This is a genomic window from Gluconacetobacter diazotrophicus PA1 5 (assembly GCF_000021325.1).
GTDB classification, from domain to species: domain Bacteria; phylum Pseudomonadota; class Alphaproteobacteria; order Acetobacterales; family Acetobacteraceae; genus Gluconacetobacter; species Gluconacetobacter diazotrophicus.
On the sequence record NC_011365.1, the window covers coordinates 956,711 to 974,440 of the forward strand.

The following is a 17,730-nucleotide window of genomic DNA, read 5'->3' on the forward strand; positions in this document are numbered from 1 at the left end:
AGGTCCGATGAGGGGGGGAAGGAAAAGTGGGAGGACGCCGCGATCAGGTGCGCGCGGCGGGCTGGCGGAAGCGGTCGAGCGCCACGGCGACGATGATGACCAGGCCCTTGATGATGAACTGCCAGATGTCGGACACCCCGATCAGGATCAGTCCGTTGGACAGCACCGCGATCATCAGGCCGCCGACCAGCGTGCCCCAGACCGAGCCGATGCCGCCGACGAAGGACGTCCCGCCCAGGATTACCGCCGCGATGGCGTCCAGTTCGTAGGACTGGCCCAGTTGCAGCCCGTTGGCGGCATAGAGGCGGGCCGAGGACATGACGCCGCCCAGCCCCGCCAGCAGGCCGGACAGCGCATAGACGAACATCAGCACGGCCGGCACGTTGATACCCGCCAGGCGCGCGGCGGCGGGGTTGCCGCCCACCGCATAGATATGCACGCCCAGCACGGTGCGCCGCAGCACGAACCAGCAGGTGACGACGACGACCAGTGCGATGACGGCAAGCCAGGGAATGACCAGCGTGGAGGTGACGGGAATGCCGTCATTGCCGATCCAGGCATAGGACAGAGACGGGTTGAAGATGGTGCGGTCCGCCCCCATCAGCCGCGCCAGCCCGCGCACGGCGGTCAGGGTGCCGAGGGTGACGATGAAGGGCGGAATCTTCAGCCCCGCGATCAGCGACCCGTTGAACAGGCCGACCAGCAACCCGGCGGCAAGGCAGGTCGGGATCGCCAGCCAGCCCAGGCCCGGCACCAGCGAGACCATCAGCCCGCCCATGGCCGAGAATGCCAGGGTCGAGCCCACGGACAGGTCGATGCCGCCCGTCAGGATGACGAAGGTCATCCCGGCCGACAGCACGATATTGATCGCGGCCTGCTGGGCGACGATCGACAGGTTCTGGCCGCTGAGGAAGCGGTGGCCGCCAAAGACGTGGAAACAGATGGCCAGCAGGACCAGGACCGGCAGCATGCCGGCCGCCTGCATGGCGCTGCGAAGCCGTTCGGACGCGCGGACGGCCGAGATGTCGGCGGGGCCGACAGGGGGGACGAGTGTGTTGGGCATGTCTGGGGTTCCTCAGGCCGCTATGCCGGCGGCATAGGCCATGATGGCTTCCTGGCTGATGTCGGGGCTTTCGGGGCCGCCGACCTCGCCCGTGATGACGCCTTCGCGCATCACCAGCACGCGGTCGCAGATGCCCACGATTTCGGGCATCTCGCTGGAAATCACGATGATGCCCAGCCCCTTGGCCGCGAGTTCGCCGATGATGCGGTAGATTTCCGATTTCGCGCCGATATCGACGCCGCGCGTCGGCTCGTCCAGGATCAGCACCTTGGGGCCCGTTTCCAGCAGCCGGCCCAGCAGGACCTTCTGCTGGTTGCCCCCCGACAGGCCGCCGACCGACACCAGCGTGCTGGCGGCGCGAACCTTGAGCATCGAAAACGCGTTCGCCGCCCGCGACCGCCCGCGTTTTCCATCCAGCACGCCGCCATGGGCGTCGCGCCCGATGACGCCGATATTGAGGTTGCCGCCGCAGGACATGTCCAGGAACAGGCCCAGCGCCTTGCGGTCCTCGGTCAGGTAGGCGATGCCCGCATCCAGCGCCTCGCGCGGCGAGCGGATTTCGATCGTCCGCCCATCCAGCCTGATCCGCCCGCTGAGATGCGGGTCGGCACCGAAGATCAGCCGCGCGAGTTCGGTGCGCCCGGCCCCCACCAGCCCCGCGATGCCCAGCACCTCGCCGTGATGGAGGGTGAAGCTGCTGGGGTGCACGCGGCTGCCGTCCGTCAGGCCGTCGACTTCCAGCACCGGCGCACCCGGTTCATGCCGGACCCCACGCTGCTTGACGTAGAAGCCGGACAGGTCGCGGCCGACCATCATCCGCACGATGGACGCCGAGCTGATCTCCTGCCGCTCCAGCGTACCGACATAGGTACCGTCCCGCAGCACCGCCACGCGATCGGCCAGTTCGTCGATTTCCGCCATGCGGTGGCTGATATAGATCAGCGCGATGCCCTCGGCGCGCAACTGGCGGATCAGCGCGAACAGCCGGTCGGTCTCGCGGGCCGACAGCGCGGTCGTGGGTTCGTCCAGCACCAGGATGCGGGCGTGGCGATGCAGCGCACGCGCGATCTCGACAAGCTGCTGTTCGGCGACCGACAGGGTGGCGACCAGGGTTTCGGGCCGGAAGGGGGTGCCCAGCCGTTCCAGCAGCGGCCGGCAGGCCTCGTTCATCGCGGCGCGGTCGATCAGGCCCGCCCGGCCGAGTTCCGAACCCAGATGGATGTTTTCCGCCACCGTCAGGTTCGGCGCCAGCGCCAGTTCCTGATAGATGATGGCGATGCCGGCCGCGCGCGCCGCCGCCGGCGTGCCGATCCTGACCGGCTGCCCGTCGATCCGGATCTCGCCCCCCGCATCGGCGACATAGGCGCCGGACAGGATCTTCATCAGCGTGGACTTCCCCGCGCCGTTTTCGCCCATCAGGGCCAGGACCTCACCGGCATAGGCCGAGAGCTGCACGCCCTGCAGCGCCTTGACGCCTGGAAAACTTTTGGAAATTCCGAACATTTCCAGGACAGGCCTGGCAGAATGATGACCTTCCGCGGGCGCGGCGCGGTCAGCCGCGTTGGGCTGAGACGTTTCTGGGTTCATTATCACACCATTTTTTTGAGCCGGGGGGCGGCTCTTCTTTTTTGAGGTATTCGCCATACCTGAACGCTATTAGAACATGACCGGTCATCGGCCGCGTTTCATTTTCGCGTGTATGCCCGACGGCCGCGACCGAGGTGATTTCGACGGATGGAAAAGCGGCGCAAAGAGCAGGCCCGAGAGTCGGGAGTCCGGGACCGGAAACTGTTCGTCGGATGGCAAGTTGCGGTCCCCGGCGCCTCTCGCATTTTATTGATTGGCCGGCGCCATCGAAACGCCTGGTTTCTTCGCCCCGGCCGGCGTTAGCGGAGGGCGATCGTCCGGCATCAGGCGGGAAGCCGGCCGGGCATCCTTTCCGGACGATTCGTCGACCCCGGATACCGAAAAGCAAGATCGCCGGCAAAAGGCGACCCTGGAGGACACGATGTGGAACAGGCCTTTCACGGCGGCGTAATCCGGCGTCGGCCGGCGCGGAATCATGCAGACCGCCGCCCTTGGCGCCTCGATGGCGGCGCTGGGCGGCATCCGGCGCGCCGCCGCTAAAACCGTCAGCCATCCCCGATTCCGTCTGGTTTTCGTCAACCATGTCACGACCAATCCGTTTTTCACGGCGACACAGTATGGACTGCGCGACGCGGCGGCCCTGGTCGGGGCGGATACCCAGTGGACGGGGTCGGAAAACAGCATCGCGGCCGAGATGATCACCGCGATCAATGCCGCCATCGCCGCCAAGGCCAGCGCGATCGCCGTCTGCCTGGTCGATCCGCATGCCTTCAACGATCCGGTCGAACGCGCGCTGGCCGCCGGAATCCCGGTCTTCGCCTATAACGCGGACGCGCCGGCGGGGTCGGGCAACAAGCGCCTGGCCTATATCGGGCAGGATCTGTTCAAGGCCGGGCAAATGATGGGCCAGCGGATTCTCGACCTGGTGCCCGGCGGGCGCGTGGCGCTGATGATCGCGACACCCGGGCAGTTGAACATCCAGCCGCGTATCGACGGCGCGCAGGACATGCTGCGCAAGAGCGGCCGGTCGTACCAGATCGACATCGTCGCGACGGGCGCCACGGTGAACGAGGAACTGTCCAAGGTGAAGGCCTATTACCTGGGCCATTCGGACGTGAAGGGAATGTTCGCCGTCGATGGCGGCACCACGCAGTCCGTCGCCGACACGATGGCGCAGTACGGCCTGGCCGCCAAGGGCGTGCGGGGCGGCGGCTTCGACCTGCTGCCGCGCACGCTGCGCCTGATCAATGACGGGCACCTGGATTTCACCATCGACCAGCAACCCTATCTGCAGGGCTACTACACGGTCATGGAAATGTACACCTACCTGATGTCCGGGGGCCTGGTGGGACCGGCGGAAATCAATACCGGCCTGAAATTCGTGACCAAAGGGGATGTGGCGCCATACCTGGCGACCAAGAGCCGCTACGAGGGCAGTTCGAGCGAGGCGCAGTTCATCCCGCGCTCCGGCCCGATCCAGTCCTAGGATAGAATACAGCAAGGATGCGGTCTCATGACGAGAACCATCACCGGCATGCTGAGATGGCGTGAACTGAGCGTCATTGTCGTGGCTGTCGTCCTGGCGGTCTATTTCCAGATCGCCAACGCCAACTTCCTGTTTTCCAACGCCAGCCTGCAGAACCTGTCGCAGTTCATCGCCCCGGTCGCCATCATTGCCTGCGGCGAGGTGATGCTGATGATCGGGGGCGAGATCGATCTTTCGGCCGGCATGGTCTACGCCCTGGCCCCCTTCGTGATGTATTTCCTGGCCCGGGCCGGCCTGCCCTATCCGCTGGCCATCGGGGGCGCGCTGCTGGGCGCGGCCACGATCGGCGCGGTCAACGGCTTCGTGACCGTGATGCTGGGCGTGCCCTCCTTCGTCACCACGCTGGGCACGCTGTTCCTGCTGAACGGGCTGACGCTGACGATTTCCAACGGCACGCCGGTCGATAACGAGGCCAGCCGCACGCTCTCCTTCCTGATGGGACGGGGTGGCTATGCGGAATTCCTCTGGGCGGTGCTGGTCGTGCTGGTCATGCATTTCATGCTGCGCAACACGCGCTGGGGGCTGCATACGGTGGCGGCCGGGGCGAACCCCATCGGGGCCAGCGAGGCCGGCATTCGCATCCGGTCGCTGAAGATCGTCAACTTCGTCCTGTGCGGCGCGCTGGCCGGCCTGACCGGGATTCTGGAAGCCTTCCGGATTTCGTCGATCGATCCCACGGCCGGGGGCACGCATATCATGTTCCTGGCCGTGGCGGCGGCGGTCATCGGGGGCACGCCGCTGGCCGGCGGGTCGGGCACCATCGCGGGGGCGATGATCGGGGCCATGGTGCTGGGCATCCTCAATGACGGGTTCACCCTGATCGGGATCAACGCCTTTACCTTCGACCTGATCCTGGGCGGGGCCATCCTGGTGGCCATGCTCTGCAATATCCTCATAGGCCGGTATCGGCGCGGGATCGCGGTATCATGACCGACACACCGACCGCCGGCGCCGAGATGCTGCGCGCCGAAAACATCGTCAAGAGGTTCGGCCCCGTCACGGCGCTGAACGGGGTGTCGCTGCGCCTGCGATGCGGCGAGATCCTGGGCATCCTGGGCGACAACGGCGCCGGCAAATCGACGCTGATGAAGATCCTGACCGGCTACCAGCCCCAGACATCGGGCAAACTGTTCGTCGACGGGGTCGAGACCACGCTGCGTTCGGTCGATCATGCGCGCGCGCTGGGTATCGAATGCGTCTATCAGGACCTGGCGCTGGCGAATTCGCTGTCGATCTACCACAACATCTTCCTGAATCGCGAAATACTCTATCCCGGACTGCATATTCTCAATAATCGCGCCATGCGGCGCGAGGCCGTCCGGTGCCTGGAGGAAATCGGCGTCTCCGTTCCCTCGGTCGAGGCCGAGGTCGGCTCGCTGTCCGGCGGGCAGCGCCAGGCGATCGCGATCGCCCGCGCGGTGCAGGGCAAGGCGCGCATCCTGCTGCTGGACGAACCCCTGGCGGCGATGGGCGCGCGCGAGGCGGCCCTGATCATCGACCTGATCCTGCGGCTGAAGGCGGAAGGCGACATGTCGATCATCATGATCATGCATAATTACGCCCAGACGCTGGATATCGCGGACCGCATCATGCTGATGCAGCACGGCCAGGTGACGTATGAAAACGACGCACGCGCGACCTCGGTGCCGGAACTGATGACGATCGTGCGGCGGGAATACCAGAATTTCCAGGTCCATAGGCAAAGCGCATGATCCGAAGCGACGCCCCCGAAAATCACTCTACCGTGACGGCCGGCCCCGTTGCGAGCGGCCCTGACTACGGATAGGCTTGGCCGAAATAACAAGAAGCGCTCCGACAATGGACGTCGTTTTAGGAATTGATGTGGGAACGGGCAGCGCCCGGGCGGGGGTGTTCACCACCGACGGCCGCAAGCTTGGCGCGGCCAGCCGGGCGACCCGCACGTGGCACCCGCGCCCGCATGTCGCCCAGCAATCCTCCACCGATATCTGGCATGCCGTCTGCGCCAGCGTGTCCGATGCGATGGCGCTCGCGACGGAGCGGGCCGGCGGCCTGCTGGATGTTCGCGGGGTGGGGTTCGATGCCACCTGTTCGCTGGTGGTGCTGGACAGGAACGGCGCGCCGCTTTCGGTCGATCGCGACGGCGCGCCCGGGCAGGACGTGATCCTGTGGATGGATCATCGTGCCGTGGATCAGGCCGCCCGGATCAATGACGGGGCCTATGACGTCCTGCGCTATGTCGGCGGGACGATCTCGCCCGAAATGGAAACGCCGAAGCTGCTGTGGCTGAAGGAACGGCTGCCGGACGTCTTCGACCAGGCCGGCCTTTTCTTCGACCTGCCGGATTTCCTGACCTGGCGGGCCACGGGCGCAGAATCCCGGTCGCGCTGTTCGACGGTGTGCAAATGGACCTACCTGGCGCATGAGGACCGGTGGGACGACAGTTACTTCCGCGCCATCGGCCTGGGCCGGCTGGTCGATGAGGGCTATCGCCGGATCGGCACCGATATCCGCCCGCTGGGCGGCCGCGTCGGCGCGGGACTGGACGCGCGGGCGGCGGAGGAGCTGGGCCTGCCCGTCGGCACACCCGTCGCGGTGTCGGCCATCGATGCCCATGCCGGCGGCATCGGGGTGATCGGCGCGGCCGGGGGCGGCGATCCGTCGTTCGACCGGCGCGTGGCGCTGATCGGCGGCACGTCGAGCTGCCACATGGTCGTCTCGCCCACGCCGCGCTTCGTGCCGGGCATCTGGGGACCGTATTTCGACGCGATGCTGCCGGGCATGTGGCTGAACGAGGCCGGGCAATCCGCCACCGGCAGCCTGATCGACTTCATCATCGCCAGTCATCCGGCCACCCCCGCGCTGCGCCGGCAGGCGCAGCAGGAGGAGCGGACGATCTACCAGGTGCTGAACGACATCCTGGCCGGGCTGGAATCCGGGATGCCCGCCGGCAGCATCACGCGCGACCTGCATGTCATGCCCGACTTCAACGGCAACCGCTCGCCGCACGCGGACCCGGCATCGCACGGCATGATCGGCGGGCTGGGCCTGTCGGCAACCGACGACGACCTGGCGTGTTTGTATCTGGCGACGATCCAGGGCCTGGCCTATGGGACCCGCGACATCATAGACACGTTGAACCGGCAGGGCTATGCCATCGACACGATCCTGGCGACCGGCGGCGGGACGAAGAACCCGGTTTTCGTCCGCGAACATGCCAATGCGACCGGCTGCCGCATCCTGCTGCCGGAGGAACCGGACGCCGTCCTGCTGGGCAGCGCCATCCTGGGCGCCGTGGCGGGCGGCGTGCATGCGTCGATCCATGACGGAATGGCGGCCATGAGCCGCACCGGCGCCGAAATCCGGCCCGATCCGGAAACGCGCGGGTTCCATGACGCCAAGCTGCAGGTCTGCCGTGCGATGTATGACGACCAGAAGCGGTACCGGGGGATCATGACACGCGGGGCCTGATCGACCCCTTCCCTGTCCGAAAGTCACTTGAATTCAAACCGCCTGCCTGAACGCCGCGACATAAGCGGCATCCCGAAACAAGGGCGGAATAAGAACAAAGGGTTGCAATATGGCGCATTCCACGACTTCGCGGCGCTGGTCCGGTGCCTCGATGCAGATTCTCGGCATGCTGGTCCTGGGCACCGCATCCTGCCTCGGCATGGGCGCGGCGTCGCCGGCCCATGCGGCCGGCACGCTGACGATCGCCACGGTCAACAATGCCGACATGGTCGTCATGAAACAGTTATCGGGCGAATTCGAGACGGCGCATCCCGACATCCACCTGAACTGGGTGACGCTGGAGGAAAACGTCCTGCGCCAGCGGGCGACGACCGACATCGCGACCCATTCCGGCCAGTTCGACATCCTGACGATCGGCAATTACGAGGTGCCGATCTGGGCCAAGCAGGGATGGCTGGCAGAACTGCACCCCGATGCCGCCTATGATGCGGACGACATCCTGCCGGCGGTACGTGCCGGCCTGACGGTGAACGACAAGCTGTATGCCCTGCCGTTCTATGCCGAAAGCGTCATGACCTATTACCGCAAGGACCTGTTCGCCAAGGCCGGGCTGACGATGCCCGACGCCCCGACCTATGACCAGATCCGCACCTTCGCCGACAAGATCACGGACAAGGACAGCCAGACCTATGGCCTGTGCCTGCGCGGCAAGCCGGGCTGGGGCGAGAACATGGCCTATGTCACGTCGCTGGTGAACACGTTCGGCGGCCAGTGGTTCGACATGACCTGGCACCCCATGCTGAACAGTCCGGAATGGAAGGCGGCGCTGACCTGGTACGTGTCGGCCCTGAAGGCCGATGGCCCGCCCGGGGCGACATCGAACGGATTCAATGAAAACCTGGCGCTGTTCGCCAGCGGCCATTGCGGCATCTGGATCGATTCCACGGTGGCCGGCGGCCTGCTGTTCGATCCGGCGCAATCACACGTGGCCAATACGGTAGGCTTCGCTTCCGTGCCGCTGGGGCCATACGGCAAGGGACCGACCTGGCTGTGGAGCTGGAACCTGGCCATTCCCGCATCGTCCACCCATGTGGCCGACGCCCAGACCTTCATCACCTGGGCGACGTCGAAGGCCTATGTGCAACTGGTGGCGAAGAACCGCGGTTGGGTCGCAGTGCCCGCCGGCACGCGCCTGTCGACCTACAACACCCCGGAATACCAGAAGGCAGCGCCGTTCGCGGCGTTCGTCCATAACGCCATCGACCATGCCGATCCGAACGGGCCGACGAAGCAGCCGCGCCCCTATGGCGGCGCGCAGTTCGTCGCCATCCCGCAGTTCCAGGCCATCGGCACCCAGGTCGGCCAGAGCGTCGCCGCCGCCCTGTCGGGCCAGACGACGGTCGAGCAAACCCAGGCCTCGGCCCAGGCGTTGGTGACACGCACCATGCGGCAGGCAGGCCTGCTGCATTAGATCCCGACGCGCAAGGAGCGGATCATGGGTGGCATGACCGGAACGATCGACCTGACTCCCCCCGTGGTCCCCCCTGGCGGCGTGGTCCCGCCCGGGGGCGCGGCCCGCGCCCGGCGGCATGAAGGAATGCTGCTGCAATCCCCGGCGGTGATCCTGCTGCTGGTGTGGTCGCTGGTCCCGCTGGCGATGACGCTGTGGTACTCGCTGCGCAACTACAACCTGGTCGATCCGACGTTGCAGGGATTCGCCGGCATCAGCAATTACCGCTACCTGCTGACCGACCCCGACTTCCTGACCGCGCTGCTCAATACCGGCCTGCTGGTCGGCGGCGTGCTGGTCATCACCGTCGGACTGGGCACGCTGCTGGCCGTCCTGTACGACCAGCCGTTCCTGGGACAGGGCGTTGCCCGCGTCCTGGTCATTTCGCCGTTCTTCATCATGCCCACCGTGTCCGCCCTGTTGTGGAAGAACCTGATGCTGCACCCGATCTATGGCGTGTATTCCGCCATGATGCGGGCGGTCGGGCTGACGCCGGTGGACTGGCTGTCGCGCTATCCGCTCGCGACGCTGATCATGATCGTGTCGTGGGAATGGCTGCCGTTCGCGATCCTGATCCTGCTGACGGCGATCCAGTCGCTGGATTCCGAGCAGAAGGAAGCCGCGCGCATGGACGGCGCCGGGCCCGTCGCCCAGTTCCGCTACATCATCCTGCCGCACCTGTCGCGCGCGATCACGGTCGTCATCATGATCGAGACGATCTTCCTGCTGGCGATCTTCGCCGAAATCTCGGTCACCACGGCGGGCGGTCCCGGGGTCGCGTCCACCAACCTGGCCTTCCTGATCTATGCCCGCGCGCTGCTGCAGTTCGATGTCGGCGGCGCGTCGGCGGGCGGCATGGTCGCCATCGTCATCGCCAACATCGTGGCGGCGTTCCTGCTGCGCGCCGTCGCCCGCAACCTGGAGGCCTGACATCATGACCAGGAACCGCGCGCGCCTGAACCGCATCGGCATCGGCGTCCTGGCCTGGGCCGTCGCGCTGTGGGTGTTCTTCCCCATCCTGTGGATGCTGCTGACCGGCTTCAAGACCGAACCCGACGCCATTTCCACGCCGCCGCACCTGTTCTTCCACCCGACGCTGTCCAGCTATCGCGAGGTCTTCGCGCGCGAGAATTACTGGCACTTCGCCCTGAACAGCGTCGCGATTTCGCTCTTTTCCAGCATTGTCGCGATCCTGCTGTCGATCCCGGCGGCCTACGCCATGGCCTTCCTGCCCGGCCGACGCACGCGCGGCACGCTGCTGTGGATGCTGTCCACCCGCATGCTGCCGCCCGTGGGCGTGCTGGTGCCGATCTACCTGCTGGCCCGCAGCAGCGGCCTGCTGGACACCCGCACCGGGCTGATCGTGATCTATACGCTGACGAACCTGCCGATCATGGTCTGGATGCTGTACACCTTCTTTCGCGAGGTACCGGTCCCGATCCTGGAGGCGGGGCGCATGGACGGCGCCACGCGCTGGCAGGAAATCACCCAGGTCCTGGCGCCGCTGGCTCTGCCCGGCATCGCCTCGACCGGGCTGCTGTCGATGATCCTGTGCTGGAACGAGGCGTTCTGGTCCCTGAACCTGACATCGTCCAACGCCGCGCCGCTGCCGACCTTCATCGCTTCCTTCTCATCGCCCGAGGGGCTGTTCTTCGCCAAGCTGTCCGCTGCCTCGACGCTGGCGGTCGCCCCCATCCTGGTCTTCGGATGGCTAAGCCAGAAACAGCTTGTCCGCGGACTGACCTTCGGCGCGGTCAAATAAGCGAATCATTCAGGGCCTGAAACGTATCTGGGGGGTGTCATGGCAACAGTGGAACTGCGGAACATCCGCAAGACCTATTCGGACGAGGAGATCATCAAGGGGGTCTCACTCACCATTCACGACCGGGAATTCGTCGTCTTCGTCGGACCGTCCGGCTGCGGCAAGTCGACGCTGCTGCGCATGATCGCGGGGCTGGAGGATATCAGCGCCGGTGACCTGCTGATCGACGGCGTCCGGGTCAACGACATGGGACCGGCGGAACGCGGGCTGGCGATGGTGTTCCAGTCATACGCGCTGTACCCGCACATGAACGTCTACCGGAACATGGAATTCTCGCTGCGCCTGGCCGGCATGCCGGAGGCCGAGCGGCGGCACCGCATCGCCGATGTCGCGCGCATCCTGCAGCTTGAACCCTACCTGGACCACAAGCCGGGGCAATTGTCCGGCGGGCAGCGGCAGCGCGTGGCCATCGGCCGCGCCATCGTGCGCAATCCCAAGGTCTTCCTGTTCGACGAACCGCTGTCGAACCTGGACGCCGCGCTGCGCGGGCAGATGCGCGTGGAACTGGCCACCCTGCACCGCCGGCTGGGTGCGACGACCATCTACGTGACCCATGACCAGGTCGAGGCGATGACCATGGCCGACCGGATCGTGGTGCTGCGCAAGGGCGTCGTGGAACAGATCGGATCGCCCCTGGAACTGTATCACCGCCCGCGCAACCTGTTCGTGGCGCAGTTCATCGGATCGCCGCCCATGAACATCCTGCCCGCGCACGTCGTATCGGCCACCGACCGGGAGACGACGGTGACCACCGGTCCCCTGACCGTCACCGTGCCGACGTCCGGCCGGATGCTGGAGGCCGGGTCGTCCGTCACGCTGGGAATCCGGCCCGAACATATCGGGCTGAATGCCGCCGGGGCATCCCACGGCCTGGTGGAAATCGCCGAGCGCCTGGGTGCGGCGACCCTGTTGCATGTCCGCCTGTCGGACGGAAAGCAACTGGTCGTGCAGACCAGCGGAAACAATACGGACATGCCGGACACCCCGGTCAGCATCGCCCCCGATCCGGCGCATTGCCATCTGTTCGACGCCGATGGACTGGCGCTGGACCAGGTATCCGCGCACCCGCTGCCGGTCGGGCACTGAGCGGCAGCGCGATCGTCAAACTGCCTTCATTTTCCCCCGAGGAATTCGAACCCTATGTATACGGAAAAACTTCGCCTGGACGGCCGTACCGCCATCGTGACCGGCGGCGCCCAGAATATCGGCCTGGCGTGCGCCACGGCGCTGGCGGAATTCGGCGCCCGCGTCATCATCGCCGACCTGGACGGCCCGCTGGCGGAAAGCGCCGCCGCCGAACTGTCGGCCCTGGGGCTGGACGTGGCGGGCACGACGCTGGACGTCACCAGCACCGCACAGGTCGATGACGTCGCCGCGCGCCTGAAGAAGGAAGAGGCGCATATCGACATCCTGGTCTGCAATGCGGGCATCTGCATCTCGGAAGTCAAGGCCGAGGAGATGACGGATGCGCAATGGCTGAAGCAGGTCGACATCAACCTGAACGGCGTCTTCCGCTGCTGCCGTGCATTCGGCCGTATCATGCTGGAACAGGGCGGGGGCGCGATCGTCAATATCGGGTCCATGTCGGGGCTGATCGTCAACAAGCCGCAGGAACAGGCCGCCTATAACGCCACGAAGGCCGGGGTGCATCAATATACGCGCTCGCTGGCGGCGGAATGGGCCACGCGCGGCATTCGCGTCAACGCGGTGGCGCCGACCTATATCGAAACGACGCTGACCCGCTTCGGCATGGAACAGCCCCGGCTGTACAATGCCTGGCTGGAAGGCACGCCGATGCATCGCGTCGGCCAGCCGGACGAAGTGGCGTCGGTCGTCCAGTTCCTGGCGTCCGACGCCGCCAGCCTGATGACCGGGGCGATCATCAATGTCGATGCCGGGTTCACGGTATGGTAATGCGGTCCCATGACCTATCTGGGACTGGATATCGGAACCACCGCGACCAAGGCGATCCTGGTCGATGACCGCCAATCGGTCCTGGCCGCCGCCACCGTCGCGTCGCGGATCGATCAGCCTGCCCCGGGCCTGAGCGAGCAGGACCCCGATACATGGATCGCCGGCGTGCGCCTGGCGCTGGCCCGGCTGCGCGACGAGGCGGGGCCGGCCTATGCCACCGTCCGCGCGATCGGCCTGTCCGGGCACATGCATTCGGTCGCCCTGCTGGACGCCGGGCTGCGCCCCGTCCGTCCCGCCCTGCTGTGGAACGACACGCGCGGCCAGGCGCAGGCGCAACGCCTGCTTCAGGACGTGCCGGACATCAGCCGGGCCACGGGCGTGCGTCCCATGGCCAGCTTCAGCGCGGCGAAGCTGCTGTGGATCAGGGAGAACGATCCGGCGGCATTCGCGGCGACGCGGCACGTGCTGTGGGCCAAGGATTATGTCCGCCTGTGGCTGACCGGCGCGCTGGCCACGGATATGTCGGACGCCGCCGGGTCGCAATTGTTCGACCAGCAAAACCGCACCTGGTTCGCCCCGGTCCGCGACTATCTGGGGCTCGGCCCCGCTATCCTGCCCGAACTGCGGGACGGCACCGACTGCGCCGGACGCCTGCGCACGGCGACGGCCCGGGATCTGGGCCTGCCCCCCGGCATAGCCGTCGCCACGGGCGGCGGGGACACGCCGGTGGGGGCGGTCGGGCTGGGCCGGGTCGATGCGGGGCAGTCCTATATCTCGCTGGGGACGGGCGCGGTCTACGTCACCGTTCAGGACACGTACGCGCCGGACGAGGCGGTGCGCCTGCACACGTTCGCCCATTGCGTTCCCCGCCGCTGGTACCAGATGGCCGCGATGCTGAACGGCGCGAGCTGCCTGGCCTGGGTGGCGGCGCTGTGCCGCGAGAGCGATCTCCCCGCCCTGCTGCGGCGGGTGGAGGCGCGTGGACCGGGCCCCAGCCGCATCCTGTTCCAGCCCTATCTTCGCGGGGAACGCACGCCCCACGACGATGCCCTGGCCCGGGGCGCCTTCATCGGCCTCGACGCATCGTGCGATGCGGTGGACCTGGCCCGGGCGGTGCTGGAAGGGGTGGCGTTCTCGCTGCGCCAGGGCCAGGACCTTCTGGCGTGCCAGCAGGCGATTTCCGGCCCTGTCCCACTGATCGGCGGCGGTGCCCGCAGTCCGGAATGGGCCCGCATCATGGCGACGGTCCTGGGCCGCGACCTGGTCATTCCGCGCAATGCCGAACATGCCTGCGCCCTGGGCGCGGCCCGGCTGGGCATGGTGGCGGATGGATGGACGATGGCGGACGCCATGCCGGCTTTCGAGATCGCGCAGGCGATTGCGCCCGACCACGAAGCGATCCCGCTCTATGACGCGCAATATGCGCAATTCGAACGGCTGTATCCGGCCATTCGATCCATCGGCCAGGGCACGGCCGCCGGCCTGTAACGCAGGGGCGGTCCGGCCCCGTCACGACGAAGGCCGGAGCCGTTCCCGTCCCGCATGCGGGAAGGACGGCTCCGGCCCCGGCCTGGTGTTCAGAACAGTTCGATATGGGTCTTGAACCCCAGCACGGCGGTGTCACGCAGCACGCGCTGGCCACCCGGATTGAAGTAATACTGGAAATCCGGGGCAATCGTCATGCCCCGATAGACGTGGATCTGATAGTCCACTTCCAGGTTCATGCCGTAGGATTGCGGGCCATAGGCCCCGTTCAGCAGGTTGCCGGGCAGAATTCCCTGCTGCAGTTGCAGTTCCTGGGTCTTGGCCGCCAGCGCCGACTCACGGATATAGGCAAAATTGATGCCGGCACCATCGAGCGGCCGCGCCTTCCAGAATCCCCGGGCGAGGAAACCGGCCTGGTACTGCTGCGAGCGCATCGAGATATCTTCGTCGTTGTAATAGAAGCCGCCCAGGAAGGTCACGCCCGCATCCTTGGCCCCGCCCTTGAAATGATACAGCATCTGGTCGGCCAGGAACCATGCGGCGTTCGCACCATGGTCCCGCCGACGCGGCAGGCCGGTCAACGCCCAGGCATCGCCATAGCCGTCATAATAGACGTCCTGATGGTCCACCGTATCGCGTGCGTAGCCGATCTTGTAATGGCCGGGCAGCGTCCCGTGACCGAAGACCGGTTCCCAGCCGAATTCGATGGGCATCGATTCGCCGTTGATATCGGCGCCGTTGAGCTTGAAGCCGGTGCGATACTGCGTATTGCCGTAGATACCGGCCTGGTCGAAATAGACGCCGGTCTGGAAATACGTATCGGTGGTCGGACGGACCCGGAACCGGACGGCCCAGTTCGAATCCGGATAGGACGAATGGGCGGTGTTGTCGGAAGACGCCTTGGGGTTACCGCAGAACGCATTGTTCATGAAATTGCAGTACAGCGGGTTGGACGAGAAATCGTTCAGGAACGGAATGCGCCCGGCCGCGACATCGAAGCGGCCCTGCCACAACGTCTCTTCCCCGTATCCATACACGAAGTGCACGACCACGTTGCCGCCGGCACCATAGATTTCCTGGCTGGGGGCCACGTTGTCACCGAACATGCGGCTGGCCGGAATACCGTAACGACCGACGACGATCGCGTGCGTGCTGAAGCCCGTCAGTCCCGCAAGGCGCTCCCAGTCCGTATCATTTTCGAATGCGTACTGGCCCGCGTTGGAACTGCCCTTGCGCAGGCCGTATCCGGGCGTCACGCTTCCGACATTTCCCGCGAATTCGTTGACGTTATCCAGAAGGAACGCAACGCCGCGATCGCGAAGCCACGTATTCCAGCCGAACGGGTCCGGCCACAGCGCCTCGGGCTGGGGCAGCGGGGGCACCGACGTCGCACCGAAATTGACCTGGTTCAGCGGGGTCGCGACCCGGACGCTGGGATTGAGAGAGGTCTGCGCCATGGCCCCGGTCGCGGCACACACGGCAAAACCCGTGCATACGGACAGCAGGGCGCCACACGCCACGGTACGGGAAAAAGAGATTGTCTTCTTCATTGTTCTTGTTTTTCTTGTTGGAGCCTGATTGCTCGGTTTCGGCCAACGCCTCACCCCCGCACCATGATCCACGGTCGATGGAGAAGCATTGTTTAGACGGATCTTATGATTTCTTTTTTATGTTCTACTTTCCGAGCCGGAGCGATATACCCCATTTATCTGCGTGGACTCGATTTCGGGCTGGCAACCAGATTTTATTCATTTTTATCATCCGATTACTCTAATGATTTTTACAAGATTTTATAAACCTCGGTAATCTCCACGCCTACGGCCCTCAGAACGCCTCGTACAAAAGTTGGTTCGCCATCGTCATTACACGATTATGAGAGTTTGCTCATCTGCCACAGAGGCACCGATACGAACGGTCTGCCCGACAATTGTCTGGACTTGGTCAAGCGTTCGTGCATGGAGTAAAAGAGACGAAATCGGACGGTTTCGGGATGTTTCCTGCCGGCAGGGTCTGCTTCGAAAAACGTCCGCGTCAAGAAAAAGCAAGAAGACGTATCTGCGGAAACAAACAAGATGATTCCAGGTGTCGATCATCTGGAACGATAAAATTCCAGAAGGTGTCCCGTGAAAATCCCACGCTTTCTCTTGCCCTGGCTGTCCTGTGCCTGGGTGGTACCGCCCTGTCCCGGACCGCCTGCGCCGACCCGCTGAAGATCGGTGTTTCATCTACGCCATCGGGAGCAATGAGGAAGCCGTCCGCCTGTCCGGCATCGACGCCCGGCGCTGCAAGATCATCGTCTACCTGATCAGCGGCTTTACCGCCGCGCTGTCGGGCGTGGTCCCGCGTTCGCGGCTGATGAGCGGCCAGACCAACGCGGATGCCATCACCCTGCTGACCATCTTCATCAGCCGCCGGCGTCGCGCCGGCAAGGAGCGCTGGACGGGTTTGCCGGCATGGCGCGCTGAATGGGGCTCTCTGTGACTTCTGACAAGGATAACCACCATGACGAACTCTCTTGAAGGCAAGATCGCGGCCGTGACCGGCGCGGCGTCGGGCATCGGCCTGGAATGCGTCCGTCACATGATCGATGCGGGCGCTGAGGTCTATCTGCTGGACCGTGACGCATCCGCGCTGGACAAGGCGGCGGCCGAACTGGGCGGCAAGGCCCATGCCTGCGTTGTCGACCTGTTTGACTACCCGACGGTAGATGCCGCCGTTTCCCGCATCGTCGGCGAGAAAGGGCAACTGGACATCTTCCATGCCAACGCGGGCGCCTATGTCGGCGGCAACGTCTGGGAAGGAAACCCCGATAGCTGGGACCCGATGCTGCACCTGAACATCAATGCGGCATTCCGTTCGGTCCGCGCGGCCCTGCCGCAGATGATGAAGCAGGAATCCGGCGACATCATCGTGACCAGTTCCATCGCCGGCGTGGTCCCGATCATGGCGGAGCCGATCTACACCGCATCGAAGCACGCCGTACAGGCTTTCGTTCATACGGTGCGCCGCCAGGTGGCCCAGTTCGGCATCCGCATCGGCGCGATCCAGCCCGGCCCCGTCGTGACTCCCCTGCTGAAGGACTGGGACCCGGCGCGGCTAAAGGCCAATATCGAGGCCGGTGCGATGATGGAAGCCAACGAAGTCGCCGAAGCCGTGATGTTCATGCTGACCCGCCGCAAGGGGGTCATCGTCCGCGACCTGGTGCTTCTGCCGCATCATTTCGACGTATGATCATCAGATGAACTGTACCGGCGGCCCGCGCGCCGGTTGCGCGCGACGCCCCGGGAAAGTCCCGGCCAGGGCACAGTCGCGCGCCCCTGGGCCGAAGCTTTACGACTTGTCGCTCCGGCCAC

Annotated in this window: 15 protein-coding genes; 12 read left to right on the top strand and 3 right to left on the bottom strand. The window is 65.5% G+C overall.

Annotated elements, in window-relative coordinates; all coding sequences use genetic code 11:
- Positions 1 to 43 precede the first annotated feature (43 nt).
- Positions 44 to 1,063 carry an ABC transporter permease subunit gene (locus GDIA_RS04145; protein ID WP_012226667.1) on the bottom strand — a complete coding sequence of 340 codons (1,020 nt, stop codon included), beginning with the start codon at positions 1,061 to 1,063 and terminating at the stop codon, positions 44 to 46.
- Positions 1,064 to 1,075: 12 nt separating this feature from the next.
- Positions 1,076 to 2,566, bottom strand: a complete 1,491-nt coding sequence (locus tag GDIA_RS04150; RefSeq protein ID WP_012553383.1) for a sugar ABC transporter ATP-binding protein — start codon at positions 2,564 to 2,566, stop codon at positions 1,076 to 1,078.
- 559 nt (positions 2,567 to 3,125) lie between these two features.
- On the opposite strand from GDIA_RS04150, the gene GDIA_RS04155 reads away from it, so the two are divergent.
- From GDIA_RS04155 to xylB, 10 genes are all read left to right on the top strand, one after another.
- Positions 3,126 to 4,136, top strand: coding sequence for a sugar ABC transporter substrate-binding protein (locus GDIA_RS04155; protein ID WP_012553384.1), 1,011 nt, complete (start codon positions 3,126 to 3,128; stop codon positions 4,134 to 4,136).
- Between the two features lie 27 nt (positions 4,137 to 4,163).
- Entirely contained in the window at positions 4,164 to 5,126 is a 963-nt protein-coding gene (locus GDIA_RS04160; protein ID WP_012553385.1) for an ABC transporter permease, read from the top strand.
- Positions 5,123 to 5,908 carry an ATP-binding cassette domain-containing protein gene (locus GDIA_RS04165; protein ID WP_012226677.1) on the top strand — a complete coding sequence of 262 codons (786 nt, stop codon included), beginning with the start codon at positions 5,123 to 5,125 and terminating at the stop codon, positions 5,906 to 5,908. The genes GDIA_RS04160 and GDIA_RS04165 overlap by 4 nt, the downstream gene beginning before the upstream one ends.
- A gap of 106 nt (positions 5,909 to 6,014) precedes the next feature.
- Positions 6,015 to 7,646 carry an FGGY-family carbohydrate kinase gene (locus GDIA_RS04170; RefSeq protein WP_012553386.1) on the top strand — a complete coding sequence of 544 codons (1,632 nt, stop codon included), beginning with the start codon at positions 6,015 to 6,017 and terminating at the stop codon, positions 7,644 to 7,646.
- Between the two features lie 109 nt (positions 7,647 to 7,755).
- Positions 7,756 to 9,117 carry an ABC transporter substrate-binding protein gene (locus GDIA_RS04175; RefSeq protein WP_012226681.1) on the top strand — a complete coding sequence of 454 codons (1,362 nt, stop codon included), beginning with the start codon at positions 7,756 to 7,758 and terminating at the stop codon, positions 9,115 to 9,117.
- A 33-nt stretch (positions 9,118 to 9,150) separates the two neighbouring features.
- Positions 9,151 to 10,086: a carbohydrate ABC transporter permease gene (locus GDIA_RS04180; protein ID WP_173363379.1), complete on the top strand. Its 936-nt coding sequence runs from the start codon at positions 9,151 to 9,153 to the stop codon at positions 10,084 to 10,086.
- A 4-nt stretch (positions 10,087 to 10,090) separates the two neighbouring features.
- Positions 10,091 to 10,918 carry a carbohydrate ABC transporter permease gene (locus GDIA_RS04185; protein ID WP_012226685.1) on the top strand — a complete coding sequence of 276 codons (828 nt, stop codon included), beginning with the start codon at positions 10,091 to 10,093 and terminating at the stop codon, positions 10,916 to 10,918.
- Positions 10,919 to 10,957: 39 nt separating this feature from the next.
- Positions 10,958 to 12,064: an ABC transporter ATP-binding protein gene (locus GDIA_RS04190; protein WP_012226687.1), complete on the top strand. Its 1,107-nt coding sequence runs from the start codon at positions 10,958 to 10,960 to the stop codon at positions 12,062 to 12,064.
- Positions 12,065 to 12,118: 54 nt separating this feature from the next.
- Positions 12,119 to 12,892, top strand: coding sequence for an SDR family NAD(P)-dependent oxidoreductase (locus GDIA_RS04195; protein ID WP_012553387.1), 774 nt, complete (start codon positions 12,119 to 12,121; stop codon positions 12,890 to 12,892).
- 9 nt (positions 12,893 to 12,901) lie between these two features.
- Positions 12,902 to 14,380 carry a xylulokinase gene (xylB, locus tag GDIA_RS04200; RefSeq protein WP_012553388.1) on the top strand — a complete coding sequence of 493 codons (1,479 nt, stop codon included), beginning with the start codon at positions 12,902 to 12,904 and terminating at the stop codon, positions 14,378 to 14,380.
- Positions 14,381 to 14,469: 89 nt separating this feature from the next.
- On the opposite strand, the gene GDIA_RS04205 is transcribed toward xylB, so the two are convergent.
- On the bottom strand, positions 14,470 to 15,927 hold the full coding sequence (locus GDIA_RS04205; protein WP_012553389.1) for a carbohydrate porin: 1,458 nt from the start codon (positions 15,925 to 15,927) through the stop codon (positions 14,470 to 14,472).
- A gap of 610 nt (positions 15,928 to 16,537) precedes the next feature.
- On the opposite strand from GDIA_RS04205, the gene GDIA_RS04210 reads away from it, so the two are divergent.
- Positions 16,538 to 16,858: an ABC transporter permease subunit gene (locus tag GDIA_RS04210; protein ID WP_012553390.1), complete on the top strand. Its 321-nt coding sequence runs from the start codon at positions 16,538 to 16,540 to the stop codon at positions 16,856 to 16,858.
- 21 nt (positions 16,859 to 16,879) lie between these two features.
- Positions 16,880 to 17,608, top strand: a complete 729-nt coding sequence (locus tag GDIA_RS04215) for an SDR family oxidoreductase (RefSeq protein WP_012553391.1) — start codon at positions 16,880 to 16,882, stop codon at positions 17,606 to 17,608.
- Positions 17,609 to 17,730: the final 122 nt, after the last annotated feature.